The sequence below is a fragment of the Anabaena subtropica FACHB-260 genome (genome assembly GCF_014697105.1).
Classification (GTDB): domain Bacteria; phylum Cyanobacteriota; class Cyanobacteriia; order Cyanobacteriales; family Nostocaceae; genus Trichormus; species Trichormus subtropicus.
In genome coordinates, this window is record NZ_JACJRF010000020.1 from 75,650 (window position 1) to 96,592 (window position 20,943).

The 20,943-nt window shown below is 41.2% G+C and carries 25 protein-coding genes, 1 other RNA gene and 1 pseudogene; 8 read left to right on the forward strand and 19 right to left on the reverse strand.

Going from position 1 to position 20,943, the window contains the following annotated elements; all coding sequences use genetic code 11:
* Positions 1-76 precede the first annotated feature (76 nt).
* The gene (locus tag H6G18_RS13390) at positions 77-1,240 is read left to right on the forward strand and encodes a glycosyltransferase family 4 protein (RefSeq protein ID WP_190407590.1); all 1,164 of its coding nucleotides are present in this window, start codon (positions 77-79) and stop codon (positions 1,238-1,240) included.
* A 4-nt stretch (positions 1,241-1,244) separates the two neighbouring features.
* A complete protein-coding gene (locus H6G18_RS13395) occupies positions 1,245-2,399 on the forward strand; it encodes a glycosyltransferase family 4 protein (protein WP_190407591.1) in 1,155 nt (384 codons plus the stop codon).
* 22 nt (positions 2,400-2,421) lie between these two features.
* On the opposite strand, the gene H6G18_RS13400 is transcribed toward H6G18_RS13395, so the two are convergent.
* Positions 2,422-3,231 carry a M15 family metallopeptidase gene (locus H6G18_RS13400; RefSeq protein ID WP_190407592.1) on the reverse strand — a complete coding sequence of 270 codons (810 nt, stop codon included), beginning with the start codon at positions 3,229-3,231 and terminating at the stop codon, positions 2,422-2,424.
* A gap of 101 nt (positions 3,232-3,332) precedes the next feature.
* Here H6G18_RS13400 and H6G18_RS13405 point away from each other — a divergent pair, with 101 nt between their 5' ends.
* Positions 3,333-4,259, forward strand: coding sequence for an AEC family transporter (locus H6G18_RS13405; protein ID WP_190407593.1), 927 nt, complete (start codon positions 3,333-3,335; stop codon positions 4,257-4,259).
* Between the two features lie 85 nt (positions 4,260-4,344).
* Here the strand turns inward: H6G18_RS13405 and H6G18_RS13410 are convergent, their stop codons facing one another.
* Positions 4,345-4,863, reverse strand: a complete 519-nt coding sequence (locus tag H6G18_RS13410; protein WP_190407594.1) for a phosphoribosyltransferase — start codon at positions 4,861-4,863, stop codon at positions 4,345-4,347.
* A gap of 64 nt (positions 4,864-4,927) precedes the next feature.
* Between H6G18_RS13410 and H6G18_RS13415 the strand changes: the two genes are divergently transcribed.
* Entirely contained in the window at positions 4,928-6,385 is a 1,458-nt protein-coding gene (locus tag H6G18_RS13415) for an MFS transporter (RefSeq protein ID WP_190407595.1), read from the forward strand.
* A 51-nt stretch (positions 6,386-6,436) separates the two neighbouring features.
* On the opposite strand, the gene H6G18_RS13420 is transcribed toward H6G18_RS13415, so the two are convergent.
* Both H6G18_RS13420 and H6G18_RS13425 read right to left on the reverse strand, forming a co-directional pair.
* Complete coding sequence (locus H6G18_RS13420; protein ID WP_190407596.1) at positions 6,437-6,769, reverse strand: hypothetical protein; 333 nt, start codon at positions 6,767-6,769, stop codon at positions 6,437-6,439.
* A gap of 72 nt (positions 6,770-6,841) precedes the next feature.
* Positions 6,842-7,726 (reverse strand): alpha/beta fold hydrolase, encoded by an 885-nt coding sequence (locus H6G18_RS13425; protein WP_190407597.1) that lies wholly within the window; start codon positions 7,724-7,726, stop codon positions 6,842-6,844.
* Between the two features lie 153 nt (positions 7,727-7,879).
* On the opposite strand from H6G18_RS13425, the gene H6G18_RS13430 reads away from it, so the two are divergent.
* A complete protein-coding gene (locus H6G18_RS13430; protein WP_190407598.1) occupies positions 7,880-8,191 on the forward strand; it encodes a carbon dioxide-concentrating mechanism protein CcmK in 312 nt (103 codons plus the stop codon).
* 88 nt (positions 8,192-8,279) lie between these two features.
* Positions 8,280-8,633 (forward strand): carbon dioxide-concentrating mechanism protein CcmK, encoded by a 354-nt coding sequence (locus tag H6G18_RS13435; protein WP_011321372.1) that lies wholly within the window; start codon positions 8,280-8,282, stop codon positions 8,631-8,633.
* A 110-nt stretch (positions 8,634-8,743) separates the two neighbouring features.
* Here the strand turns inward: H6G18_RS13435 and ssrA are convergent.
* Positions 8,744-9,134, reverse strand: a transfer-messenger RNA (tmRNA) gene (gene ssrA / locus H6G18_RS13440).
* Positions 9,135-9,173: 39 nt separating this feature from the next.
* Between ssrA and H6G18_RS24545 the strand changes: the two genes are divergently transcribed.
* The gene (locus tag H6G18_RS24545) at positions 9,174-9,386 is read left to right on the forward strand and encodes a hypothetical protein (protein ID WP_242040304.1); all 213 of its coding nucleotides are present in this window, start codon (positions 9,174-9,176) and stop codon (positions 9,384-9,386) included.
* Between the two features lie 67 nt (positions 9,387-9,453).
* Here H6G18_RS24545 and H6G18_RS13450 read toward each other — a convergent pair whose 3' ends face one another.
* A complete protein-coding gene (locus H6G18_RS13450) occupies positions 9,454-9,666 on the reverse strand; it encodes a type II toxin-antitoxin system RelE/ParE family toxin (protein WP_242040306.1) in 213 nt (70 codons plus the stop codon).
* 100 nt (positions 9,667-9,766) lie between these two features.
* The gene (locus H6G18_RS13455; protein ID WP_190407599.1) at positions 9,767-10,024 is read right to left on the reverse strand and encodes a type II toxin-antitoxin system ParD family antitoxin; all 258 of its coding nucleotides are present in this window, start codon (positions 10,022-10,024) and stop codon (positions 9,767-9,769) included.
* A gap of 410 nt (positions 10,025-10,434) precedes the next feature.
* Here H6G18_RS13455 and H6G18_RS13460 point away from each other — a divergent pair, with 410 nt between their 5' ends.
* Positions 10,435-11,823, forward strand: coding sequence for a GIY-YIG nuclease family protein (locus tag H6G18_RS13460; protein WP_190407600.1), 1,389 nt, complete (start codon positions 10,435-10,437; stop codon positions 11,821-11,823).
* A gap of 118 nt (positions 11,824-11,941) precedes the next feature.
* Here the strand turns inward: H6G18_RS13460 and H6G18_RS13465 are convergent.
* The 12 genes and pseudogenes from H6G18_RS13465 to H6G18_RS13520 all read right to left on the reverse strand — a co-directional run.
* Positions 11,942-12,025, reverse strand: a pseudogene (locus H6G18_RS13465) (F0F1 ATP synthase subunit gamma); the annotation flags it as partial.
* A 38-nt stretch (positions 12,026-12,063) separates the two neighbouring features.
* Complete coding sequence (locus H6G18_RS13470; protein WP_190407601.1) at positions 12,064-12,300, reverse strand: hypothetical protein; 237 nt, start codon at positions 12,298-12,300, stop codon at positions 12,064-12,066.
* Positions 12,288-12,524, reverse strand: a complete 237-nt coding sequence (locus H6G18_RS13475; RefSeq protein WP_199311681.1) for a hypothetical protein — start codon at positions 12,522-12,524, stop codon at positions 12,288-12,290. The genes H6G18_RS13470 and H6G18_RS13475 overlap by 13 nt, the downstream gene beginning before the upstream one ends.
* Positions 12,525-12,721: 197 nt before the next feature.
* Positions 12,722-13,669: a F0F1 ATP synthase subunit gamma gene (locus H6G18_RS13480; RefSeq protein WP_190407602.1), complete on the reverse strand. Its 948-nt coding sequence runs from the start codon at positions 13,667-13,669 to the stop codon at positions 12,722-12,724.
* Between the two features lie 84 nt (positions 13,670-13,753).
* The gene (atpA, locus tag H6G18_RS13485) at positions 13,754-15,274 is read right to left on the reverse strand and encodes a F0F1 ATP synthase subunit alpha (RefSeq protein WP_190407603.1); all 1,521 of its coding nucleotides are present in this window, start codon (positions 15,272-15,274) and stop codon (positions 13,754-13,756) included.
* A gap of 162 nt (positions 15,275-15,436) precedes the next feature.
* Entirely contained in the window at positions 15,437-15,988 is a 552-nt protein-coding gene (atpH, locus tag H6G18_RS13490; RefSeq protein ID WP_190407604.1) for an ATP synthase F1 subunit delta, read from the reverse strand.
* On the reverse strand, positions 15,985-16,548 hold the full coding sequence (locus H6G18_RS13495; protein WP_190407605.1) for a F0F1 ATP synthase subunit B: 564 nt from the start codon (positions 16,546-16,548) through the stop codon (positions 15,985-15,987). The genes atpH and H6G18_RS13495 overlap by 4 nt, the downstream gene beginning before the upstream one ends.
* 111 nt (positions 16,549-16,659) lie before the next feature.
* On the reverse strand, positions 16,660-17,151 hold the full coding sequence (locus tag H6G18_RS13500; protein WP_190407606.1) for a F0F1 ATP synthase subunit B': 492 nt from the start codon (positions 17,149-17,151) through the stop codon (positions 16,660-16,662).
* A gap of 137 nt (positions 17,152-17,288) precedes the next feature.
* The gene (gene atpE / locus H6G18_RS13505) at positions 17,289-17,534 is read right to left on the reverse strand and encodes an ATP synthase F0 subunit C (RefSeq protein ID WP_010994186.1); all 246 of its coding nucleotides are present in this window, start codon (positions 17,532-17,534) and stop codon (positions 17,289-17,291) included.
* 109 nt (positions 17,535-17,643) lie between these two features.
* A complete protein-coding gene (atpB, locus tag H6G18_RS13510) occupies positions 17,644-18,399 on the reverse strand; it encodes a F0F1 ATP synthase subunit A (protein ID WP_190407607.1) in 756 nt (251 codons plus the stop codon).
* 52 nt (positions 18,400-18,451) lie between these two features.
* Positions 18,452-18,955: an ATP synthase subunit I gene (locus H6G18_RS13515; RefSeq protein WP_199311682.1), complete on the reverse strand. Its 504-nt coding sequence runs from the start codon at positions 18,953-18,955 to the stop codon at positions 18,452-18,454.
* Between the two features lie 530 nt (positions 18,956-19,485).
* Entirely contained in the window at positions 19,486-20,667 is a 1,182-nt protein-coding gene (locus tag H6G18_RS13520) for a class I SAM-dependent methyltransferase (protein WP_190407608.1), read from the reverse strand.
* Between the last annotated feature and the right edge of the window lie 276 nt (positions 20,668-20,943).

Below are 20,943 nucleotides of genomic sequence, written 5' to 3' on the forward strand. Positions count from 1 at the left end.
CTGAATATACAAACAGGGCTATGCTTTATTTGAAAAAAATATATTTTCAAATTTGATATATTAATAGGAAATAAAAGTGGAAAATAAAAAAGAAAATTTAAAATCTGCTTCTATCTTAACTCTAGCTTCAGGCTGGTTTCCTACGAATCCTGGGGGGTTAGAAAGGTATGTCTATGAACTAATTTATCAATTATCAGCCAATCAAGATAAAGTTGAATTATGTGGAGTTGGTTTACCAGAAAATGAATCCTATTTGCCAATAAATTTAACTAATTTAGCATCTCAAGATAGTTCAATTTGGCAAAGATTCGTGTCTATTCGGACTAATTTTAAAAGAACAAGAATAGACAAACCAGATGCTATTAATTTACATTTTGCCTTATATAGTTTTCCTATTTTGGATATTTTGCCTAAGGGTGTTCCCATTACGTTTAATTTTCATGGGCCTTGGGCCTCGGAAAGTAAACAGGAATTAGTAAAGAATAAACTCAGTATTTTTTTAAAGCGTCGGCTAATAGAACAAACTACATATAATCGCTGCGATCGCTTTATTGTTCTCAGCAAAGCTTTTGGTAATATATTACACCAAGAATATAAAATACCCTGGAACAAAATATACATCATACCCGGTGGCGTTAACATTGATAAATTTCAGCCAAATTTATCACGCCCAGAGGCTCGTCAGCAGTTAAACTGGCCTGAAAATCGCCCTATCCTATTTACATCTAGACGTTTAGTTCATCGTGTAGGACTAGATAAACTATTACAAGCATTAGCCATCATTAAACCAAAAGTCCCGGATATTTGGTTAGCGATCGCCGGTCGTGGACATCTCCAAGCTACATTAGAAAAACAAGCTCAAGAATTGGGTTTAGAGAACAACGTAAAATTTCTAGGTTTTCTCCCAGATGAGCAATTACCTATCGCTTACCAAGCCGCTAATTTAACGGTTATGCCAAGTCAATCTTTTGAAGGATTTGGGTTAGCAATTACTGAATCTTTGGCTTGTGGTACTCCAGTTTTATGTACTCCCATTGGGGGAATGCCAGAAATTTTAACCCCCTTTTCACCAGAATTAATTACTACGTCTGCTGAATCTATTGCTATTGCTGAAAAACTAGAAAACATATTACTAGGAAAAATACCAATCCCTTCACGAGAAGACTGTCACCAGTATGCCGTAACTAACTTTGATTGGCAAAAAATCGCTCAACAAGTCCGACAGGTTATTTTAGCTTGAAGATATGAAAATATTATTTTTAGACCAAAGTGGTAAACCTGGTGGCGCAGAATTGTGTTTAATTGATATTGCTAAACCTTACCGCGATCGCGCCTTAGTTGGTTTATTTGCAGATGGCTCATTTAAAACTTTACTAGAGCAACACCATATCCCTGTTGAAGTATTCACAAATCAACCAATTCAAGTCCGTAAACAAAGCAATTTATTGCAAGCATTCGGTAGTTTGGGACAACTTGCACCCCTAGTCGCTAAAGTAGTACAGAAGGCTATTGAATATGATTTAATCTACGCCAATACACAAAAGGCGTTAGTTGTTGGTGCGATCGCTAGTTTTTTTACTCGTCGCCCCTTAGTCTATCATTTACATGATATTCTTTCCCCAGAACACTTTAGTCAAACTAATCTGCGAGTGGCGATTAACTTAGCTAATCGTTTCGCCTCATTGGTAATCGCCAATTCCCAAGCAAGTCAAACAGCTTTTGTACAAGCTGGAGGACGCGCAGAACTAACAACAGTTATCTATAACGGTTTTGACACCAAACTCTATCAAACTAGTGCATCAGATATTAGTAAATTACGACAAAATTTAGGTATAGAAAATCAATTTGTAGTTGGACACTTTAGCCGACTTTCACCTTGGAAGGGACAGCATATTTTGCTTGATGCACTAGCTCAATGTCCGCCACAAGTAACAGCACTTTTTGTAGGTGATGCCCTATTTGGTGAGCAAGAATATGTCAAACAATTACATCAACAAATTAGCCAATTAGGGCTAGAAAACCGCGTTAAATTTTTAGGATTTCGTGCTGACATTCCCCAATTAATGGCAGCTTGTGACTTAGTTGCCCATACTTCCACCGCACCAGAACCCTTTGGTAGAGTTATTGTTGAAGCCATGCTGTGCGGTAAACCTGTTGTTGCAGCTAAAGCCGGTGGTGCAATCGAATTAGTTGAACATGGGATGAATGGATTTTTGACTACCCCAGGAGAACCCCAGGAACTAGCAAAAATTATTCACACCTGTCTTGAGGATAGACAACAAATCGCAACTATAGCCAGTAACGCCAAGGTTACTGCTAGTCAGCGCTTTGATGTGATAAATATTAATCAACAGATTGCCCAAGCGGTATCAAATTTTTTAGTGGGTTATTGTCACTAAATCAGCAGAATCAAAGAATTGCTTATTGCGGTGTTTGGACTGGTTTTAAATTTCTGGCTTTGTAGAATGTCTCTAGGCTATCGCGATCGCCTACAAAACGCCAGTGCCAAGGTTCATAACTCACCCCTTGAGAGTTGTCCTTGGGAAAAGACATCTCAAAGCCAAACCGAGCTGCATTTGCTTCTAGCCATTGAAAAGCTCTAGTATTTTCAAATCTGGCTTGAAGATTAGTTACTGGCGCTGTGCCGTCTCCGATATCCACAGCGTAACCTGTATGATGTTCACTATGGCCAGGAGGAGCGCTGAGAGCTGCGCGTTGAGCAGGGGTTTGATTACGTTGAGCGCCAATAGCAAAAAACAACTGCTCTTGCTGCTTTACTGAACGAAAACCTGAAATAGGTGCTAGAACTACACCCGCACTCCGCGCCGCTTGTACCATTGCTTGGAAGCGCTGGGCAGCAGTTCTTCGTAATCTTATACGTCCATCGGCAGTAATGGGCGATAATTCTGATTCTGGTGCTTCTGGATACGCCAAATGACCTAGTATGGTTTGCGGATCAGCAGGGTTACTGACTGCTGGTACTGGCGTAGCAACAGAACTAACTGGCGCAGGTTGAGACTCAACAGTTTTTTTCGGGGTGGTGATAAAAAACACAAAACCGCTAATAACTGCCAATACAAGAAATGTGCTTATTCCCCCAATCACAAAAATGAGACGTTGCAACCGTTGTTGAGGTGTGATACCAGGAGTATCGCGTACAGCTACTGGGATATCATCACTGAGTTCATCAAATGCGTTGTGTGTTTCTCCAGAAAACCCTGCTTTATTCAAAGGTCAACTCCTGCTTTTGTTTAACTGTGATAGAAATTGTAGACTTGATAAAAATAAACTTATTGGGTAGCATTTTACATCTATAATTCTTAGGCGCAACATTGGGAAATCTCCTAGAACTATACGTCAAACTTGTAGGGTTAGTCCTAGTAGGATTTATTCTGGGACGTAAGCTACCTAGTACAGTTCCTACCCGCCTGGCTCAGTGGCTTTTCTGGGTGGGAGTACCGATAAGCATAGTATCTTTTCTACGACAGACTGACTTATCAGGACAAATTTGGATAGCTCCAGCGATCGCTTACCTTGCTATTCTACTAGGTGCATTTTTAGCTTGGCTAGGAATCAAAGGACAGACATACTTAAGTAATACAATACCGCAAAGACCCACCCAAGGAAGCTTGTTACTCGCCGCCATGCTTGGTAATACAGGTTACTTGGGCTTCCCAATTACCTTAGCAATGGTAGGTAAAGAATATTTTGCTTGGGCGTTATTTTACGACCTATTGGGGTCTTTTCCCGGTGCTTATGCTTTAGGTGTAGCATTAGGCGCACATTTTGGCACTAATTTACAAAATCACAGCCAATTCACTCAAGTAAGCAGGGCTATTTTCATTAATCCTGCCTTATGGAGTTTTGGATTCGGCTTAATATTTCGTCAAATAGCAATTCCCGATATCTGGGAATTTGGCTTAGATAAATTCGCTTGGAGTACAGTAGCCTTATCTCTAGTGTTAATTGGAATGCGCCTAAGTAAATTAAATTCCTTGGGCAACTTACCACAAGTAGGTATCAGCTTAGGAATCAAAATGCTGATAGTTCCTCTAATTCTTGGCAGCACCTTACCACTTTTTGGATTAACCGGGCCAGCCGCCAAAGTAATTATCCTGCAAATGGCCATGCCTCCAGCCTTCGCATCTCTAGTAATTGCCGAAACCTTCAACCTAGACCGCAACCTTGCAGTCACCACACTAGCAGTAGGCGCTATGTTACTACTCTTAACACTCCCGATATGGTTATGGTTGTTTTGAATTGATTAGTTGTCAGTTGTCAGTTGTCAGTTGTCGGTTGTCATCACTCATTACTCATTACTCATTACTCATTACTCATTACTCATCAACAAGACTGACCGACCTTAGCCGCCAAATCTGCGGGGTTGGTATGTTCATAATGTTCAAAGGGCTGATGAATCCAAGGATTATCAGGCAGATAATCGACATAGTAATTGGGTGCTATCACCGAACAGGCTTTATACCAAATTACAGCTGTGCGAATTTCTTCAATTGGGGAATCACTATATTGCTTCAGCCAAGGGATAGTTTCTTGGAGTGTGATTCCAGAGTCTACCAAGTCATCGACTAGAAGAATGCGCGAGCCTAAACTTTCAGTAGTCATTGTCAGGTGGAGAGAAAGAGTTAAATAACCTCTTTCTTGCTTACCAGAACCACCGTAAGAAGATGTTGCTAAAATTGCCAAGGGCTGTTGATAGATACGGGAAATTATATCTCCCACTCGTAGCCCACCCCTGGCTAGACAGACAATTTGATTGAATTTCCAGCCAGATTGATAAATTTGAGCAGCCAGTTGCTCAATTTTGTAGTGATATTCTGACCAAGAAACGTAAAGGTCTGGCATAAGGTAAGTAAGTTTAGGTGATACTAAAGGCGATCGCAATATTTTAATATGAGTGCAAGGTATTATGAACGACTCTGCTGCTGATGGTCATCCCCAGAAGGTTCAAGAAGGTCAAAAGCTAGATTTGAAAACCAAGCTGGCTTATGGTGCAGGAGACTTAGGCCCGGCAATTACTGCTAATATTTCTATCTTTTTTCTACTAATTTTCTTTACCAATGTTGCTGGTATCCCGGCTGGTTTAGCTGGCAGTGTTTTAATGATTGGTAAAATTTGGGATGCTGTCAATGATCCTTTAGTGGGAGTGTTGACAGATAAAACAAAATCTCGGCGATGGGGTCGTCGTTTGCCTTGGATGTTGTACGGGGCAATTCCTTTTGGGATTTTCTTTTTTTTACAGTGGATTGTACCGCGCTTTAGTAGTGACCAAAGTACTAATGTTTGGGCGTTATTTTGGTATTACGTTGCAATTGGACTCATATCACAAGTTTTTTATACAGTTGTCAACTTACCTTATACGGCGCTGACTCCAGAACTTACCCAAGATTATGACGAACGTACTAGCCTGAATAGTTTTCGCTTTGCCTTTTCCATTGGTGGCAGCATTTTATCTTTGATATTAGCTCAAGTGGTGTTTTTGAGGGTGTCTGGTGAGCAGCAACAATATCTAGTTTTAGCCGCAATTTGTACGGTAATTTCGGTTTTATCATTATATTGGTGCATTTTTGGAGTACGCGATCGCGTCTTGGCATTTGAAGCCAAACGTATCCAAGTTGAGGAATCAGCCTCTATTCCCTTCTTTGAACAACTGAAAATCGTTTTCAGCAATCGTCCCTTTCTATTTGTAATTGGAATATACCTGTTTTCTTGGTTAGGAGTACAAATAACCGCCAGTATTATTCCTTTTTTTGTGATCTACTGTATGTCTCTCAAAAATTCCGATGTCCCTACAGTTATGGTTGCAGTCCAAGGCACGGCTTTACTCATGTTATTTGTTTGGACTGCTTTAAGTAAGAGAATCGGCAAAAAACCAGTCTATTTTCTGGGAATGATTCTTTGGATTATCGCCGCGTCTTTGCTCTTTTTCTTACAACCTGGTCAAATAGTTTTGATGTATGTCATGGCTATCATGGCTGGTGTTGGTGTATCCACAGCTTACCTAGTCCCCTGGTCAATGATTCCTGATGTCATTGAATTAGACGAACTGCAAACCGGACAACGCCGAGAAGGGATTTTTTATGGTTTCATGGTTTTATTACAGAAATTTGGTTTAGCTTTCGGTTTATTTCTTGTAGGTAACGCCTTGCAAGCATCTGGTTTTCAAGAAACTGTCCCCGGACAAACTATACTACCAGTACAACCAGAATCTGCACTTTTAGCTATCCGGATTGCCGTCGGCCCTTTACCCACCATTTGTTTAATTTGTGGCTTAGTTTTAACCTATTTCTACCCCATCACCCGTGAAATGCACGCCCAAATTATGTTGCAACTCCAAGAACGTCAGCAGAAAAGAAATATCGATTAAATGAGGACTTACGCAGCTACCAAAGTTCTTTAATGCAACTAATTTATCTATTTAATTTGATTTAACAGCAATATTTTCAAAGTCTGCTACAGCAAAAGCAAACTCTCGAAAAGCTGTTTTAATCAAATCTTCTTTCATATTCCTATTTAAAGAAGTGTCGCGGATAACATCGGCTAACTCTATAAATAAGAGGGAGAATATGAAACGATCCTGACGATCAACCTGTTTTAAACAAGCTAATATGAAGTCATAAAGCTCGGTTTTTCTCGGTTTAGTTTGTTCATCCCAAATTTGCAATCCCAGACGAAAGGTTTTCAGACGTATCTCATTAATGTTGTAGGATGTATCTTTGTAGCGAACTGATACGCGTTGGGGCATTTCCATAAATTAAGCATACATATTCACTGTATGTTAGTTATTCATCCCTATTTATTCACATCCGGAAAACAAAATGTTTCAACAAAAATCGAGAATATGTTGAGCAGTAATTTTTGGTTGTTCTAAATGTGGGATATGACCACAATCTTCAATCCAAATTAATTGGCTGTGGGGAATTGCCCTTTTAAATCTTTTGGCATCTTCAGTACCCAAAATTTTATCAGAATCACCCCATAAAATGAGAGTTGGTGGTGTAATTTCTGCCAATTTTTTAAATCTAAAAGCTGTATAACCACCACTTTTAGTAAAAGCAATTAAAGCTTCAGGCCAGCTAGGCATTTCTAAATGTAATGCACCACAATATAGAGCATCAATTGTAGCAAGACTAGGATTTTTGTACGCAAGGCGAGAAACGCGATCGCGCACTTTCGGACTACGTAAAAACTGAGCCGCTAAATAATCCAAAGGAGGAAACATGAATTTCGTTAACGGTGAACCTCCCCGCAAACCAGCACTGTCAATTAATACTAGTTTCTTAACTACTTCTGGGTAAGTGAGGGTAAAATCAATCGCTGCTGCACCCCCCATCGATGCACCTACTAAAATCACAGGCTGGTTGATCAGGGTTTTCCAGAATGAATATAGGTGAGTTCTGATGGCAATGGGGCTAAATTTTATCCCTGCAAGTCTCTCTGTAAATCCAAAACCCAACAAATCCACAGCCCAAGTTTCATTCTCTTTTCCTAACAGTGGTAAAAGACGACGAAATTCTAATGCAGAACTATCAAAGCCGTGAATTAATAATATTGGTGTACCACCATTACCTTGATGGACATAGGCGGTGGTGATTGGTTGATGACTCAAGGGAGTGGCGATCGCCTGAGTTTGAATGGTTTGCGCTAAGGCGATGGACTCAGACTCGGTAAGTTGTCCGACTGCGGCAGGTAAAAAACTTGGAAACATGGATATTATCTTACCAGAAGCAGGAGTATGCAGAACTAGTCATTAGTTAACAGTTAAAGGTTTCCACAAAAGAAATTTTCTCCTGAATATCAAAATGGGGTCTAAAGCCTCGTACAATTAGTATCACTTAACTTTTTATCAGGAGCTAATGCCATGCCAATGGCTGTTGGCGTAATCGAAACTTTAGGATTTCCGGCTGTATTAGCGGCAGCAGACGCAATGGTAAAATCTGCCGCAGTTACTATTGTCTATTATGGTCAAGCGGAAAGCGCCCGCTTGTTAGTTGCTGTCAGGGGACACGTTGCAGAAGTTAGACGAGCCGTAGAAGCGGGAATTGAGGCGGGTGAGCAAGCACACGGTGGTGAAGTCATCACCCATTACATCGTTCCCAATCCTCCAGAAAACGTGGTAGATATTCTCCCCATTCACTTTACTGAAGAATCAGATCCTTTTAGGGTCTTCTAAGCAATCCTGCTATCAGAATGTGTAGCGAATATTCGTACAATAAACTAGTACGCCACATAAATTAATTATTCATACAGGAGATTATTAAATGTCGTCATTACAGGCCGTTGGAGCATTAGAGACTAAGGGTTTTCCGGCTGTGTTAGCAGCAGCTGATGCTATGGTTAAAGCCGGTCGTGTTACTCTCGTTGGCTATATCCGAGTTGGTAGCGCTCGTTTTACAGTCAATATTCGTGGAGATGTTTCGGAAGTCAAGACAGCGATGGCGGCTGGCGTAGAAGCAGCACAAAATGTTTATGGTGGTACATTGGAATCTTGGGTAATTATTCCCCGTCCTCATGAAAACGTTGAAGCAGTCCTACCTATTGGTTATACGGATGCTGTTCAACAATATCGAGATTCTGTAGAAAATCCTATTATCCGTTCATCCAACGGCCGATAAAACTAATCAAGATAAAATTAAAACCCCTTCTTCTGTAAGAATTTGGGGTTGTTTTGTTATCAAAAAACACAAAGTCCACATCGTTTGAAGTGGACTTGTAATTTATATTTTAGTGGATCCGAGCAGAGTCGAACTGCTGTCCAAATTGGGTATTGACTCCCCGCTCATTCACAGGTTTAGCCTTTCTGACCCTCAAGGCGGGAATCGTTCATTATCCCGAACGTAGGATGCTCTGATTTAATCTTAGCTAACAAGCCAACCAGAGAACGCTTGTTAGAGCATCCGTTGGGGGTTGGTCTTCAGTCCTTAACGGAGTCAAACCGAAGACGCTCGAACCTGTAAGAGGCTATTTAGGCAGCTACTAGAGCGTCCTTACGAGCAAATTTTACGATGTTATTCGCATTTACTTTTGTTTTGAGCCTTTGATTTGCGAGAGGAGACTCACTCTCGACCTGAATCACAGAGTAGCGTTCGCCAACCTGTCGAAACCGTTACGGACCCCTGTGCTATATATTCATTATAGTTTGTCGTCAGGGAAATGTGTTACACGACGACCAAGAAATCTTAAACTTTCATTACCGATGCTTAACTGTCATGGGTCAAACTACAGGCAGAGTTCACTGGACAATTCAAGATGTTACCGCATTACCCGATAACGAATGGATTCGTTATGAGATTATTGATGGAGAATTTTTGGTGACGCGATCGCTCCACTCAAACTATCATGCTGTTGTCACCGATTTTAAAAGATGACGGGGTGCGATCACCATAACGATTATCTCAAACTATCATTCAGCCCATGCCGCAGTTGAAGCATCTATCAATCTTCTTCTAACTCTTGAAAAAGGCTTGGGATGTCTCTTACCCCATGTAGAATACGAATGACTTCAATACCTTCGTTGATGGGACGGTAGAAAATTAGGTAATTGCCTACTGGAAAACTTCGCAGATTGGATGCTAAGGAGTCACGCTTTCTTCCCATGCCTGGGTTTGATGCCAGTATTTTGAGTTGGCTATCAATTTTTTGTAGCAACCGATCTGCTATTTCAAAGCTGTCAAGCTGTCATTAGCAATAAAATTCCAAATATCCAATAAATCAGCTTCAGCAAGCGGTTTTTTGAGCATTATCGCCATTATGCAGATTCTTTCTCCTGCCGTTGTTGTTTTGCCTTAGCGATAATTTCATCCATGTTTAGAGGTGTAGATTCTCCACTATCAATTCCCAGTTGAATCTCCCGACGTAACTCTGCTAGATGTATTTCTTTCAAAGCATCGTGTTCCTTGAGCAGCAGTAAACCTTCACGAATAACTTCACTTGCAGAAGTATACATCCCGCTTTCAACTTTCGATTGCACCCACTTTTCCAATTCGGGGGTTAAAGACACATTCATCTGCTACCTCTTGATAGGCTGATAACAATAATGCTATCGGCAATAAAAAAATGTCCAAGTTTGTTATTGCTATGGTTTGAAGATAGCTTAAGTAAGAGAAATTGCGATCAGGTACGCCCCGCCACAGGCATTGCACCACCCAAACTATCATCCTGTGTACAGTGTCACCGATTTTACTCAAAAGATGACAGGTGGCACACCATCAATTCAAACTTGCTCAGGTGCGACTACTCCAACATTTTCCGAATATATTTCAATATTAAAAATTTTAATAATGTTTAATTTACCTAGTTAAATCATAATTTTGATATTGATGATGAATCTCTAAAAATTTTGGGAATACTAAACTATATTTTCTAGCCAAGATTTTCATTAACCAGTTAACCGTTCAACTAAGAAGGATCATAAACATGGTTTGTGGCATTTACCAAATTGTAAATACTTCTAATGGTAAATCTTACATTGGTCAATCACGCAGTATACATAGACGCTGGAGAGAACATACAAGAGGTTTAAATAGACCTAATGCTTTAGAAATAGGAAATTACCCGCTAAGATGTGCTTTTCTAAAATATGGATTAACGGAAACAGTTAGTACATCAGATAAAATTGGGTGGTTTGATTTTAGAATAATTGAGCAATGCACAGAAGATAAATTATTAGAAAGAGAACAATTTTGGATAAATACAATTAACCCAGAATATAACTGCAATATTTGGACTCCAGCTAGAAAGAAAAATAAAGTTGATTCTGAGAAAAAATTCTGGATTCAATATCATAACTACAATTCTTTAGGTTATTTACCTGTAGAGCATATTCTTGATGAATATTTATTAGAAGAATATGATTATGATGAAGTGTTACCTGGGATATCAACTAATAAAAGAGCAGTATTAAACACTAAAGGTGATACTATATTTTTAATAGTAGGCATAGGAGAAAAACCTAAACAGTATTATCTTTGGTCTGCATTTATATGTGAAGAAAAAACTATCAGTGAGTATGAAGATAGTTATTTCTATGGCGCTTTCGGTTCTGGTCACTTGATGAAATCCCCTCAACTTTTAAACTCAAAAGAATTTAATGAGTTTAAAAGTTTTTGTGGCAATTTTGGCTTTGGTTTTATGCGTATCAAAGATTCACCTTACTTGAATAGATTAAAAGAATTATCAGAAAACCATAAACCAAAAAGTTTAAAATTTAATTTTAAAAATTATATAAAAGATTTTTATGCACAAGTAACTTGTGTCAACCCCAAAGAATTTTCTGCTTATCACCGTCGAGGTTTTAGCCGTCATTTAGCTGTTTCCTTACATCCTGAAACTGCACTACCTGTATTAGCTGGAGAATGTACAGTTCTACTAATCTGTGAGCCAACTAATCATGTTTTAAAATATAAAGGTAGTACACTTCTAATTCATATATTAGAATTTTATGACGAAGAAAAAGAACAAGAATATATAGAATCTTATGAATTAAATGAAGAAACATTTTCTATTTATTCAATTGCCGGATGGATAACTGTTGAAAATGTTTTTAAATATGATGCAGAAAGTTTTGCTGCTGATAGAAATTTACATTTGCAAGAAAATGATTTTCGTTATTACCAAACGCACTGGGGGGATGGTAAATGCGATATCTGGGGTATTTATCTAAAAGAACCTGTTGTTATAAAACCGCCTATATGTAACGTATTTCAGCCAGAAGGTATTTATAGTGGTGATATATGGCAGGCAGAAAATTTATCGCACTTAGAAGTCTTTCAATTAGCATTAAAAATACCAGTTAATGATGAATAGTCTCATTAACAACTACTTGGCAGTTAAAGGAATTATCCTCAAAAGCAAAAATAGCTAATCGCTAGTTTAAAACTCACCAGCAATTAGCTATTAGTTATAGTTAGCAATTGACTTGTTCCTAAGTCAAGGCTTCTGCACCACCAACAACCTCAAGGAGTTCTTGAGTAATGGCTGCTTGACGGGCTTTGTTGTAAAACAAGGAAGGATTTACACATCTGTCCGTCTGATACATAATAATTCTTAGCCAACTGGTTGCATCGAACTGATTTGCCCTAGCTCAACACTCACAGCATCAAAGCGATCATCCCCTGGACGGTAGGATAAAACTTCTATACCAATTGGCTCGCCACTTACCCCATCTTTGATCAAAATTACCCCATCTCCAAGCTCAGTGGCAATTTGGTTTTTTCTGGGAACTTGCCAAAATACACTTAATAGCTCCATTTCTGGTTCGTAAAACACCTTTATTTGAGCCACACTGTTTCGCCCTCCTTAATAGCATCGGTTTGGTAGGCTGTAATCAAGAATCCATCTCCATTTAAGCGTCGAGCCACCGCAACAACCCAACGTTTTTCTTTCCGTTCCCGATAAAATAATAATACTTCTGCATCTCGGCTACTGCGTCGAATTTCGTCCGGTGCAGCAAGAGCTGATTGAATTAGCTCCTCCAACGCCTCTATATCAGGATGCTTGATAATCAATCGTTGCCAATACTCTTAGGATGTTCTCACCGTAAAGCCTAGCGGTGTAGAAATTTCAAACTTCATGGAAATGTTAGCACTACAAAGAGTCGTATCACATTTGTTTGTCGCATATGCCCAAAAGCAAAAATAGCTAATCGCTGGATTTAAAGTTACCAGCAATTAGCTATTAGTTATAGTTAGCAATTGACTTGTTCCTAAGTCAACGCTTCTGCACCGCCGACAACCTCAAGGAGTTCTTGAGTAATGGCTGCTTGACGGGCTTTGTTGTAAGACAATGATAGGGATTTGATTAATTCACCAGCATTATCACTAGCGTTGCTCATGGCTGTCATCCGCGCTGCTAGTTCACTAGCAGCAGATTCTTGCAATGCGCGTAATAGCTGGTTGCTCAAATATAAGGGCAACAGAGAATCGAGAATTTGTACTGGGTCTTGCTCGAAAATCATGTCGCGGGGCAAAGGACGGACTTGGCTGGTGACGGTTTGCCGTTCTACTTCAAATTGACCGCCACGGGTTGTCAGGCGGAAGATTTCGTCATCAGCTGCTTCTAAACCTTGAGTGTCAAGGGGTAGCAAGGTTTGAACAACAGGACGAGAGCTAACCAAGGAGACAAAGCGGGTATAAATTAACTCAATGCGGTCTACTTTTTCTGACAGGAATAAAGATAGCAACTCATCGGCAATTTTATTAGCTTCATCGGCAGTGGGGATTTGCTCTAAACCACTGTAACTAGCATCGATTGGTTGCTCACGCCGTTTAAAGTATTGTTCAGACTTACGTCCAACGACTACAAATGTGTAGTCTAGACCTTCTGCCTTTAGTTCTTTGGCGCGATTTTCGGCACGACGGATGACGTTGGTATTGTAACCGCCACACAAACCACGATCGCCGGAAATAACCAACAACCCTACTGATTTAACTTCCCGCTTCTTCAGTAGTGGTAAGTCTACATCTTCAAACCGCAGACGGGTTTGCAAACCATACAAAACTTGTGCCAAACGGTCAGCAAAGGGACGGGTAGCAATTACCTGTTCTTGAGCGCGACGGACTCTAGCCGCAGCTACCAGCCGCATGGCTTCTGTAATTTTTTTGGTGTTCTTGACCGACTGGATGCGATCGCGTATTGATTTGAGGTTAGGCATATTATTTGTTTATTGTCAGTTGTCAGTTGTCAGTTGTCAGTTGTCAGTGTTTAATACTACTGACCACTGACTAATGACTAATGACTAAGCAGTAGCTTTGAAGGTCTTTTTGTAATCTTCTAAAGCTGCCTTCAAGGATTTTTCTTCGTCATCACCCAATACTTTCTTAGATTGTACGTCTTGGAAGTAGGGGGTAGTGCCTGACTTCAAGTAATCTCTAAAGCCTTTGGTGAAGGTTGTAACTTTATCAACTGGAACATCATCTAAGTAACCGTTGATACCAGCGTAGAGGATTGCTACTTGTTCAGCTACGGACAGGGGTTGGTTTTGGGGTTGTTTGAGGAGTTCCCGCAGGCGTTGACCCCTTGCCAACTGGTCTTGGGTAGCTTTATCTAGGTCAGAAGCAAATTGTGCGAAGGCTTGCAGGTCGTCAAACTGTGCTAGTTCGAGTTTAATCTTACCTGCAACTTTTTTCATCGCCTTGGTTTGTGCCGCAGAACCCACACGGGATACGGAGATACCAGGGTTTACAGCCGGGCGTACACCAGCGTTAAATAAGTCAGAGGATAAGAAAATCTGACCGTCGGTGATGGAAATTACGTTAGTAGGAATGTAGGCGGAAACGTCACCGGCTTGGGTTTCGATGATTGGTAGGGCAGTCATGCTACCTTTACCGAGTTCATCACTGAGTTTAGCTGCTCTTTCCAACAAGCGGGAGTGAATGTAGAATACGTCACCAGGGTAAGCTTCCCGTCCTGGTGGACGACGTAGCAGCAAGGACATTTGGCGATAAGCTTGGGCTTGCTTAGATAAGTCGTCATAAATTACTAAGGTAGCTTTGCCTTTGTACATGAAGTACTCAGCAATGGTAGCACCTGTGTAGGGAGCCAAGAATTGTAGAGTCGCAGGTTCACTGGCACCAGCAGCAACTACTACTGTGTAGTCCATTGCACCTTTTTCTTGTAAGGTTTGGACTACGTTAGCAACGGTAGAAGCTTTTTGACCGATCGCTACATAAACACAAACTACATCTTCACCTTTTTGGTTGATGATGGTGTCAATGGCGATCGCTGTTTTTCCTGTTTGGCGATCGCCAATGATTAATTCCCGTTGACCACGGCCGATGGGAATCATGGAGTCGATAGCGGTGATACCCGTTTGCATGGGTTCGTGTACTGACCGACGAGCAATAATACCGGGGGCTGGTGATTCAATCAAACGGCTTTCGCTGCTTTTGATTTCTCCCTTACCATCAATAGGACGACCCAAAGCATCGACAACGCGACCAACCAAGGCTTCGCCAACACCGATTTGAGCAATTTTTCCAGTAGCGGTAACGGTGCTACCTTCTTGAATTTCCCGGCCTTCACCCATCAATACCGCACCAACGTTATCTTCTTCTAAGTTTTGGGCGATACCAACTGTGCCGTCTTCAAATTCTAGAAGTTCGCCAGCCATAGCCTTTTCTAGACCATAGATCCGGGCGATACCGTCACCTACTTGTAATACAGTCCCAACGTTAGCAACTTTGACTTCTTGGTCGTATTGCTCGATTTGCTGTTGAATAATACTGCTGATTTCGTCAGGTCTAATTGAAATGCTCATGTGTGTATCTTTTTTTCTTGCGAGACGGAAGATATTTAATAGACGCGAGAAATAATATCGCGTCTGCATTTAGTTTGAGGAGTTAAAAGTTAAACATAATGCACAAAAAACATTAATTGTCAAGTGCTAGATGTAAAACCGCTAACTGTACCTCTGAACTTTCTAGCTATTGCTTAAGCGCAAGGAGAGGCGACGTAGCTGACCCCGGATACTAGAGTCAATTACCTGAGAGCCGACTTTGATGATCACACCACCAATCAGGCTACTGTCTACCTTGGTTGCCAGTTCTACTTGACGAGCTTTGGTGATTGCCAGTACCTTCTCTTTAACTGCTTGCTGTTGATCTTCTGTTAAAGCTACAGCAGAAGTAACTTCCGCTAATACGGTTTGATTCAGTTGCCGCAACAGTGCCAAATACTGCTGTAAAATCTCTTCCAAGAAGAAAATGCGTCGTTTATCTACCAACAACAGCAAGAAGTTACGTAGGTAAGGACTAGCTTCACCCAATATTTGTGTAATCAGAGATTTTTTGTTCTCCGCTGCAATAAAGGGGTTGTCGATAAAGTTCCGTAGCTGCTGATTTTCCGAAAGCAAGTTCAGCAAAGTACGCGCATCTGTGCCGAAATCTTCCGTCAAGTTTTTGGATTTAGCGATTGACAACAGTGCCTGAGCGTAAGGTTGGGCTACCTCAGTGTTTGCTACTTTACTTGTCATACTCCGCCTCCCAATTGTGCGATGCTACGGTCAATTAGAGTTTTTTGAGCATCTTCACTAATGCCACCTTGTAGTTCCGACTCCGCTTTTTGCAATGCCAAAGTAACTACTCGCTGCCGCAACCCGGCGATCGCTCTTTCTAGTTCTGCATTCAAGTCTGCTGCCCCTGCTTCTTGCAAGCGTTCAATATCCACAGCAGCTTGGGCAATGATAGCCTGACTCGCAGTTTGGGCGTTGTCTTGAGCTGATTTTTTGATTCTTTCAGCTTCTGCTTGCGCTTGCTCTAGCTTTTGTTGCGCCTCTTTCAGTTGCTTAGCTGCATCTGCGGCGCGTTGTTCTGCATTCTTAATTGCTGTTTCAATGTTTTCGCGGCGAGTTTTCAGGGTAGTCCCCAACACTTTCCGCCCAAAGACAAACAGCACAGTAATAATAATGGCCAGGTTAATCAGGTTGGTGTCGAGAATATTGGTATTTAAACCAAAACCACCTTCCGCCGCACCTTCTGCCAATTCACCTCCAACGGCACTGGCTTCCGCCATCAACAGTAAAAAAGTCCCCATGATTTTCCATCCACAACTGCGCTGCCAAAGGTTTGTGTCATTCGCCCTTCGTCACTTTTTGCTGTTGACTAATGACTAATGACCAATGACTAATGACTAAAATTTATTGAGTTAGCGCTGGTTTACTAGATCGGCTCCCAAAAGCTTTTCTAGGATTTGGCGACTTAGGGCATCAACTTGCTGCTCTAAGGAAGCCAGAGCCTGCTGTTTTTGCTGCTCAATCTCACCGGCAGCTTGTTCTCTTTGTGCCTGTGCCTCTTTTTGGGCTGCTGCAATTTTTTGTCCAGCAATTGTTTGGGCTTCGGCTTGAGCGTCTGCAATAATTGTCTGTGCTTGTCGTCTAGCTCCTGCTAACTCTTGCTCGTAAGCCTCTGCTAATTTCTCAGCTTTGGACAAACGCTCTTGGGCTTCTAATTGATTGTTACGAACATATTCATTTCGTCCATCAATAGCTTTACCCAGGGGTTTGTAGAGAGTAGCATTCAGTATCAGAGCTAACACTAGAAACTGGATTGCCATCAAGGGTAAGGTAGCATCTAAATCAAACAGCCCGCCTTCCTTGGCAACCTCTTCCACCGCTAGTAAGGTGATCCAATGTGTCATGTTCGCTTGTTCCTATCTACTATGTTTGTCCTGAGTTCTGAGTTGTGAGTTACGAGTTATGAGTTAAGTGTTTAACTCCTAACTCCTAACTGCGTTGACTCAGCACTCAGCACTCAGCACTCAGTACCCAGTACTGATTATGCGAAGGGGTTAGCAAACAGTAATACTAGAGCTACTACTAGACCGTAGATTGTTAGCGCTTCCATGAACGCCAAGCTGAGTAGTAATGTACCGCGAATTTTACCTTCTGCTTCTGGCTGACGTGCAATACCTTCTACAGCTTGTCCTGCTGCATTACCTTGACCAATACCAGGGCCGATCGCAGCCAAACCAACAGCTAGAGCAGCAGCTAAAACGGAAGCAGCAGAAACTAATGGATCCATGATATTCTTTCCTTACCTTAATGAAACGAATGGTTTTGTTAGTGGTCAGTGGTCAGTAGTCAGTAGTCAGTCGCTAATAACTGATCTACGTCTACTTTTCTGAGGGGTTTTAATGATGTCCCTCATGCTCTTCGCCATGATGATCTTCCATCGCTTCACCGATGTAAGCCGCAGCCAAAGTAGCAAAAATTAGTGCCTGGATAGCGCTAGTAAATAGTCCCAAAGCCATTACTGGCAGAGGTACAAATAAAGGTACTAGTAATACCAGTACGCCGACTACAAGTTCATCAGCTAAGATGTTACCGAATAAACGGAAACTTAGGGAAAGGGGCTTAGTGAAGTCTTCAATAATCTTGAATGGCAACATGAATGATACAGGTTGCACGTAGTTACCAAAATACCCCAATCCTTTTTTGCTGAATCCAGCGTAAAAATACGCCAAGGATGTCAACAAAGCTAATGCAACAGTTGTATTGATGTCGCTGGTTGGTGCTGTTAATTCTCCTTCTGGCAAATGAATCAGCTTGAAGGGAACTAACGCTCCTGACCAATTTGACACAAAAATGAACAAAAACAAAGTGCCAACGAACGGCACCCAGGGGCGATATTCTTTTTCGCCGATCTGGTTTTTTGCCAAATCCCGAATGAATTCTAGTGCATACTCCATGAGGTTCTGTATGCCACTAGGAATCCGTTTAATGTTACTGCTTGCAGCCACAGAAGCTAGTACTAGCACGCCAATAACAAACCAGGAGGTGAGAAACACCTGACCATGCAATTTTAAGTTACCTATTTGCCAGTACAGATGTTTTCCCACTTCCAATTCGGCAAGTGGAACAGAGTAAAAGTTCAGAAAATTCAACATTTTCCTTCCATTTCAATTGCTTCTCCAATCTTACCTGGAGAAGAGGAGCCTTTTAAGGTTGCCGGAGCTTTGGCGAGTCAGAGATAAAAGCTACCCTAACTACATAGATAATGAGCGTCGCTTTATAGGTGAGAAATCCCAAGAAGATGGGCATTATTTGCAATTGATTCCACCGCGATGCCAGCAAAATCAGCGCCATTAATAAAGCCAACCGAGTTTTACTCAGTGACTGTTTTTCTCTACCTAAACGCTCAACATCTTTTGCCAACATTCTCAAGTAAACCACACCTGTACACGCTCCTAATAAATAATTCAGAGCAATGTTTAAGGAATAAAAGATCCAGACAGAGATAAATACAATCACTGTTAAGACAAGAGTGATTAACACCAACTCTTGATAGAGTTGATAAAACTCCTGCATAGAAGAGTTTGCTGGTTCTGTGTCCTCAAAACCAGGTTGAGTATCTTGTCGTGTTGTCGGAGTAGGTGCGATCGGTTCTTCTGACAAGCTCACGGGACTTGAAACCAGTACAGCTAACTTATTATGACTGCACATTCAGTCAGCTGAATCATATCACGATCCGGTAACAATACTTTAGAAAAAAACAATTAACTTCTTGTCAGGGATGGAGTTTTGTTTGACAAATTTGGGATTTTACCAGATTTTGGTGAATAACTTCCTCCAATGTTTTTTCTAGAGGTCTAGCCAATGCTTTTATGTTGTGATGAAGTCAGTTTTAAGCAAATTAGCTAGTGTTTGAGGCGGAATTACACCCCTGCTAATTTTTCAACAGCCCTGACTTGTAGAGTTTGTCATCCCCAGTTTGCTGGGCAAGAGCTAGACACACTTCTACTTTACATGAGATTTGCGAAAACGGGTTGTGGGCGATCGCCTGTCATGGGGTATAGCCTTTTGCTTATGGCGATTCCTGGTTAAGTGAGGTACAGGATTAATGTTTTTAAACGCAGAGGGGCGTGGAAGAAAACGCGGAGGGGCGCGGAGATGTGTACTCAGTACCTCAGCAGATTAGGAAACGCAATATCACGTATTGGGAGGATGTAGGAGTTTTAATTTTCACAGTGATTTTAATTCGGTGTCAGCATAACTAGCTGTTGTTTAATTAAGCTTCTAATTTCATCTAAGGTTAGCTGCACACTTGCCAAAATCTCGGCTAAGGTAGAATTGCCGTCGCATTTTTGTAAAAACTCTAACTGCGGTGTTGAGATGTTAATTACTTGGTAATCGTAATTAAATAATACTTGACTAGGAAATCCATCGATACAAGGATTTAGTTCAGGAATTGCTTGTAGTAGGGCGTTATCATTTGACCAGTCGGCTTTGGTGATTGGTGGACGACCAAGAAAAAATTCGTAATGGGTAACTTCTGGGTCTAGTAATTCTATTAAACGATAACGTTGGCGTTGGCTCAATTCTTCAGCTCGTTCTATTAACTCTGGTGCTTTCCCCAACAACCTGTCTAAGTTCCAAAAACAGGGATTTGAGAAGCCAATAAACTCTAAGCCTGAAGCATCAATCAATTCAAATAGTGTATCAATGTTGTAGTCAACCTCTTGGGGATGAACGTACATATCCGCAAAGCATTCATCACGTTGGTTTTCCATTGCCCAACGTTCTTTTTCTCGCTTGACAAGACGGTTGTTGTCTGGTAATGAAGCAAATATTTTTCGCCCGACTTGCACACCATCACGGTAATCGCCTCGTTTCTCATTTTGCAGGAGAGCGATCGCTTTTTGCATGAGTTGAATTTCCCAGCGCCCCAATTCCCCATACACAAAAATGTGCATCAAACCACCAGGAGCTAACTTTTTCGCTAAAGCTTGAATACCACGAATTGGGTCTGGTAAGTGATGCAGCACACCTACGCAGTTAATTAAATCAAACTCACCCGGTAACTGTTCCACATCGTACAAACTCAGGTGATGAAACTCGACGCGGTTTGCACCAGAACGCTGACAACGTTCTTTGGCTACTGCTAATGTACCTGCACTTAAATCAATCCCGACTACTTGCGCTTGGGGGTTGAGATGTACCAAATATTCCGTTCCCACACCTGAACCACACCCAGCATCTAAAATACGGATATTTTGCTTTGCTGGTTTCCGTCCTGTACAAAAACTGTAAGCCGCTAACCAATTCCAGCGCCAATTGTAACCAGGAGGTGGTTCATCTAGTATTGGTTCTGGGGGGAAAGGGTATGTATCGTAGAGTTTGGCTACAGCACTACTAACGGTTTGAGGGTCGGACATGATGAGGAAGAACGCAGCATTTCTGAGTTTAGCGGATAGGGGTAATTAGGGCAAAGGTTGATGTTCTCAGAAAGTAGAAGATTTAAATCTACAAGGCGATTAAAGATATTACTAACAATCACTCTCAGCTATTTGTTGGCGAAGGAAGAGTAGATACTTATGGAGACTTAGAGGTGATTCGTAAAGAAAATCTAAAGAGCTTTTGAGTAATCTGGACTAGATTTTAATCTAGATCAGGTTGAGTAGTTGTAGAAAATATGAGTAGTCTACCTAAGA

Excerpts from the sequence above, each read along its gene's own strand:
- H6G18_RS13430 (WP_190407598.1), top strand. The coding sequence starts at position 7,880 with ATGCCAATGGCTGTTGGCGTAATCGAAACTTTAGGATTTCCGGCTGTA.
- H6G18_RS13455 (WP_190407599.1), bottom strand. The coding sequence starts at position 10,024 with ATGAATGTGTCTTTAACCCCCGAATTGGAAAAGTGGGTGCAATCGAAA.
- H6G18_RS13410 (WP_190407594.1), bottom strand. The coding sequence starts at position 4,863 with ATGCCAGACCTTTACGTTTCTTGGTCAGAATATCACTACAAAATTGAG.
- atpH (WP_190407604.1), bottom strand. The coding sequence starts at position 15,988 with ATGACAAGTAAAGTAGCAAACACTGAGGTAGCCCAACCTTACGCTCAG.
- H6G18_RS13435 (WP_011321372.1), top strand. The coding sequence starts at position 8,280 with ATGTCGTCATTACAGGCCGTTGGAGCATTAGAGACTAAGGGTTTTCCG.
- H6G18_RS13480 (WP_190407602.1), bottom strand. The coding sequence starts at position 13,669 with ATGCCTAACCTCAAATCAATACGCGATCGCATCCAGTCGGTCAAGAAC.
- H6G18_RS13425 (WP_190407597.1), bottom strand. The coding sequence starts at position 7,726 with ATGTTTCCAAGTTTTTTACCTGCCGCAGTCGGACAACTTACCGAGTCT.
- H6G18_RS13515 (WP_199311682.1), bottom strand. The coding sequence starts at position 18,955 with ATGTGCAGTCATAATAAGTTAGCTGTACTGGTTTCAAGTCCCGTGAGC.
- atpB (WP_190407607.1), bottom strand. The coding sequence starts at position 18,399 with ATGTTGAATTTTCTGAACTTTTACTCTGTTCCACTTGCCGAATTGGAA.
- H6G18_RS13460 (WP_190407600.1), top strand. The coding sequence starts at position 10,435 with ATGGTTTGTGGCATTTACCAAATTGTAAATACTTCTAATGGTAAATCT.
- atpE (WP_010994186.1), bottom strand. The coding sequence starts at position 17,534 with ATGGATCCATTAGTTTCTGCTGCTTCCGTTTTAGCTGCTGCTCTAGCT.
- H6G18_RS13420 (WP_190407596.1), bottom strand. The coding sequence starts at position 6,769 with ATGGAAATGCCCCAACGCGTATCAGTTCGCTACAAAGATACATCCTAC.
- H6G18_RS13415 (WP_190407595.1), top strand. The coding sequence starts at position 4,928 with ATGAACGACTCTGCTGCTGATGGTCATCCCCAGAAGGTTCAAGAAGGT.
- H6G18_RS13395 (WP_190407591.1), top strand. The coding sequence starts at position 1,245 with ATGAAAATATTATTTTTAGACCAAAGTGGTAAACCTGGTGGCGCAGAA.
- atpA (WP_190407603.1), bottom strand. The coding sequence starts at position 15,274 with ATGAGCATTTCAATTAGACCTGACGAAATCAGCAGTATTATTCAACAG.
- H6G18_RS13500 (WP_190407606.1), bottom strand. The coding sequence starts at position 17,151 with ATGACACATTGGATCACCTTACTAGCGGTGGAAGAGGTTGCCAAGGAA.
- H6G18_RS13495 (WP_190407605.1), bottom strand. The coding sequence starts at position 16,548 with ATGGGGACTTTTTTACTGTTGATGGCGGAAGCCAGTGCCGTTGGAGGT.
- H6G18_RS13520 (WP_190407608.1), bottom strand. The coding sequence starts at position 20,667 with ATGTCCGACCCTCAAACCGTTAGTAGTGCTGTAGCCAAACTCTACGAT.